Annotated in this window: 2 protein-coding genes; one reads left to right on the top strand and one right to left on the bottom strand. The window is 67.8% G+C overall.

The window, feature by feature from the left end; all coding sequences use genetic code 11:
• Positions 1-179 precede the first annotated feature (179 nt).
• Complete coding sequence (locus ACYP33_RS30725; protein ID WP_414451324.1) at positions 180-1,388, top strand: lactonase family protein; 1,209 nt, start codon at positions 180-182, stop codon at positions 1,386-1,388.
• Positions 1,389-1,600: 212 nt separating this feature from the next.
• Here the strand turns inward: ACYP33_RS30725 and ACYP33_RS30720 are convergent.
• The coding region (locus ACYP33_RS30720) for a DNA translocase FtsK (RefSeq protein ID WP_459625011.1) at positions 1,601-4,357 on the bottom strand (2,757 nt) is incomplete at its 5' end.

The raw sequence follows: 4,357 nt of genomic DNA, 5'->3' as shown, positions 1-4,357 counted from the left end.
GTGCGCGCCGCGAAACGACGCTGGCGCGCACGGCCCCGTATACTTCGTTCGAACGAAACGGGCAGGGGCCGCCCGAATCGTTGAACAATCACAACAACTGAGGCGTTTCGGTGCAGGGAAGTTCCAACGGCCTTGATATTCCCGCACCGCGGCCCCTCCATTTCGAGAGGATTACGCGTATGACACCGCTGAGACTGGGTCACTGGATCAAGGGTATCGCCGTGGTGCTGTCGCTGTCCGCCGCGCACGCGTTTGCGCAGGATACCGCCAATGCGCCGACCGATGCCGTCTATAACCTGCTGGTCGGCACCTACACCGGTGCGGGCAGCGAGGGCATCTACGTGTACCGGTTCGATACGCGTACCGGCGATGTCTCACCCGTCGTCTCGACCGCGAAAACGGTCAATCCGTCCTATCTGCTGCCGAGCCGCGACGGGCGTTTCGTCTACGCCGTCAACGAGCTGCCCGGCGACGACGGCCCGGCCAGCCAGCGCGGCGGCGTCAGCGCGTTCGCGTTCGATGCGAAATCCGGCACGCTGAATTTCCTCGATCGCGTGTCGTCGGAAGGGAACGATCCGTGCTATCTGAGCCTGTCGCCGGACGGCAAGTACCTCGTCACGGCCAATTATTCGGTGGCGGCGGACCCGGGCGGCAGCTTCACGGTGTTCCCGGTCGAGGCGGACGGCAAGGTGGGCGCCTCGGTGCTGAACGTGCATCACGAGGGCGGCGGCCCGGTGAAGGGGCGCCAGGACGGCGCGCACGTCCATTCGACGGTGTTCTCGCCGGATGGCAACTACCTGTTCGTGCAGGATCTCGGCGTCGACAAGCTGTTCGAGTATCGCTACACGCCCGACGGCTCGCGCGGCCTGTTCGGCCCGACCGATGCGCGCTACACGCCGCTGCCGCCGGGCACCGGCCCGCGCCACCTGGTGTTCTCGCGGAACGGCCGCTTCGCCTATCTGACGACCGAACTGAAGGGCACCGTCGAGGTGTATGGCTACCAGGACGGCAAGCTGACCCATCTGCAGAGCGTGAAGATGTCGGCGCCCGGCTTTCACGGGCAGGAAGGCGGCGGCGCGATCCACGCCTCGCCGGACGGCCGCTTCCTCTACGTGACGAACCGCGGCGATGCCAACGAGCTGGTGGCCTACAAGATCGACGCCGCGAGCGGCAAGCTCGCGTTCGTGAGCCGTCAGTCGACGTTCGGCAAGACGCCGCGTGAATTCCTGATCGATCCCACCGGCAAGTGGTTGATCGTCGGCAACCAGGAAAGCGGCGCGTTCTACGTGTTCCGCCGCGACGTGGCGACGGGCCGGCTCGATCCCGACGCGCGCAAGATCGCACTGAGCAAGCCGGTCGATTTCAAGCTGGTGCCGGTGCAGCCGTAAGCCGGGCGACGAATGAAAAACGGGCGGGACGCGTGGGGGTCACTTCACGCCCCGCCCGTTTTTCATGAGGCTGGGTTCGGCTGCCGGCCTGGCGATGGCGCCGACCGTTGCATGGGCAACCGACCGCTTGCTCATGCAACGTTTTTCGACGCATCTGGCGCGCAGCGGAGCAATTTCGGTGCCGCGCGCCGCGTATTTTCTCGCGTGTTTTCCTACTCGGCCAGCGGCGGCGCGAGCACTTCGCGGCTGCCGTTAATGCCCATTGCCGACACCAGGCCCGCCGTTTCCATCTGCTCGACCAGACGCGCCGCGCGGTTGTAGCCGATGCGCAATTGCCGCTGCACCGACGAGATCGACGCGCGCCGCGTGCGCACCACGAACGCCACCGCTTCGTCGTAGAGCGGATCGGCTTCGGCGTCGGGCGCTTCGCCGAACAGGTCCTGCGTCGACCCGCCTTCGCTGGTCGGGCCGTCGAGGATGCCTTCCTCGTATTGCGGCTCGCCGAATTGCTTCAGGTATTCGACGAGGCGGTGCACTTCCTCGTCGGCCACGAACGCGCCGTGGATGCGCTGCGGGTAGCCGGTGCCGGGCGGCAGGAACAGCATGTCGCCCTGGCCCAGCAGCGATTCGGCGCCCATCTGGTCGAGAATCGTGCGCGAATCGATCTTCGACGACACCTGGAACGCCACGCGCGTCGGGATGTTCGCCTTGATCAGGCCGGTGATCACGTCGACCGACGGGCGCTGGGTAGCGAGGATCAGGTGGATGCCGGCCGCACGCGCCTTCTGCGCGAGCCGCGCGATCAGTTCCTCGATCTTCTTGCCGGCCACCATCATCAGGTCGGCCAGCTCATCGATCACCACCACGATCAGCGGCAGCGGCGAGAGCGGTTCGGGCGCCTCGGGCGTCAGCGAGAACGGGTTGCCGATCTTCTTGTCGCGGGCGGCCGCGTCGCGCAGCTTCTGGTTGAAGCTCGCGAGATTGCGCACGCCCACGGCCGACATCAGCCGGTAGCGCTTTTCCATTTCGCCGACGCACCAGTTCAGCGCGTTCGCGGCCAGCTTCATGTCGGTGACGACCGGCGCGAGCAGGTGCGGAATGCCTTCGTAGACGGACAGCTCCAGCATCTTCGGGTCGATCATGATCAGCCGCACTTCCTCGGGCGTGGCCTTGTAGAGTAGCGAGGCGATCATCGCGTTGATCGCGACCGACTTGCCGGAGCCGGTGGTGCCGGCCACCAGCATGTGCGGCGCCTTGGCCAGATCGGTGACGACCGGGTTGCCGGTGATGTCCTTGCCCATCGCGATCGTCAATTGCGAGGCCGAATGCTGGTATTGGCGCGAGGCGAGGATTTCCGACAGGCGGATCATCTGGCGTTTCGCGTTCGGCAGTTCGAGGCCCATGCAGGTCTTGCCGGGGATCGTCTCGACCACGCGAACCGACGTGAGGCCGAGGCCGCGCGACAGGTCCTTCATCAGGCCGACGATCTGGCTGCCGCGCACGCCGAGCGCCGGTTCGATCTCGAAGCGCGTGATGACCGGGCCGGCCGATGCGCCGACCACCGTGACCGGCACCTTGAACTCCTGCAGGCGCTGCTCGATGACCTGGCCGGTCTGGGCCAGATCGGCCTCGGAGATCGGCGGCATGTCGTCGGCGGGCGGTTCGAGCAGGTCGAGGCCGGGCAGTTCGACGTTCGAAGCGGCCGGGGCACGGAATTCGAAGGCGTTCGGCGGGGCCTGGCGGGCCGGCGGTTCGCTTGCGGCGGGCGGGGTGGCCTGAGCGGCCGAGGCGGGCGTTGGCGCGGCAGGTTGCGCGGTGGCCGGGGCGAATGCGCCCGGCAGGAACGCCGGGGCGATGTCGGCTGATGCCGTTGCGGGTTCCGAGGCCGCCAGGCCGGAAGCGAGCGTCTCGCTCGGCGTGGACAGCGTGAACGATGCGTCGGTCGACAGCACCGAGGGCTGCGGCGCGGCGTAGTCGGTGTCGCTGGCCGACGAGAACGTGAAGGCCGATGGCGTCGAGGGTGTCATGGCCGTCAGCGGTGCGCTCAATGTCTCGGCGAAGGCGGATGTCGAGACGGCGGGCGCGGAGGCATCGGTCGGCACGCTCGGCAGCGATTCCCAAGGCGGGACGGCGTGGGTTGCGGGCGGCGCTTCCGTGACGGGGGCCGGTGTCGGCGCGAGGTGGCTGCTGCTGGCGACCGTTTGCGGCGGCGCAGATGCGAACGGGGGTGTTCCGGCGGACGTCCGGGCGGCGTCGTTTGTATCGACGCTGTCCAGCGGCGCGGCATGGGCGTCCGCAGGCATGACGCTGCTTGCGCCGACCGTTGCCGATGCTGACGTACTGACGGCATCGCCGCTGGCGACGAACGACGAGCGCAGCGGCGTGATGGCCGGTTCATCGGCGTATTGCGCCGTTGATTTGTCGGGCGTTGCCGCAATGGCTTCGATCGGCAGGCTCGGTGCGGCTGGCGCGAAAACGTTGGCGTCGTCGCGCTGCTCCGTAGCCGGGCCGAATGCGACGGGTGCGGCGCGTGTTGTCGAGATGCTGTTCTTGAGATGCGCGGGCGGTTGCGTATCAACGGGTGGCATTTGCGGAGCAAGGCCGACGAAGGCATCGGCGTCATGCGCGAATCCCGCGCCGTCATTCACTGGCGGCAGGAAGGCGCTCATGTCGATGACGGCATCGGACGACGTGTCCGAGCCTTCGTCGTCGGCATCCGGGCTGGGCGGCACGTCGCTTGGGTCGGCCGTCATCTCGAAGGCGGGCGGCGTGCTGGGCAGCGCCGTGTCATCCGATGCGCTGGCCGCGAGCGTATCCGGCAAGGTCTCGCGCGTTGTGAACATCCCCGCGGCTTGTACGCTGCCCGCCGCGGCCGCGCTTGCGAGGTCGCCGGTGCCCGACGGCGTTACCGTCGCGCCGGCCAGCGCGGCCCATTGCGCCGTGCTGGCATCGATCGAGCGCAGCGCGTC

It is taken from the genome of Burkholderia sp. 3C, assembly GCF_054589155.1.
The sequence above is the reverse complement of the archived record's forward strand: the minus strand, read 5'-3'. Positions and strand labels throughout refer to the sequence as shown.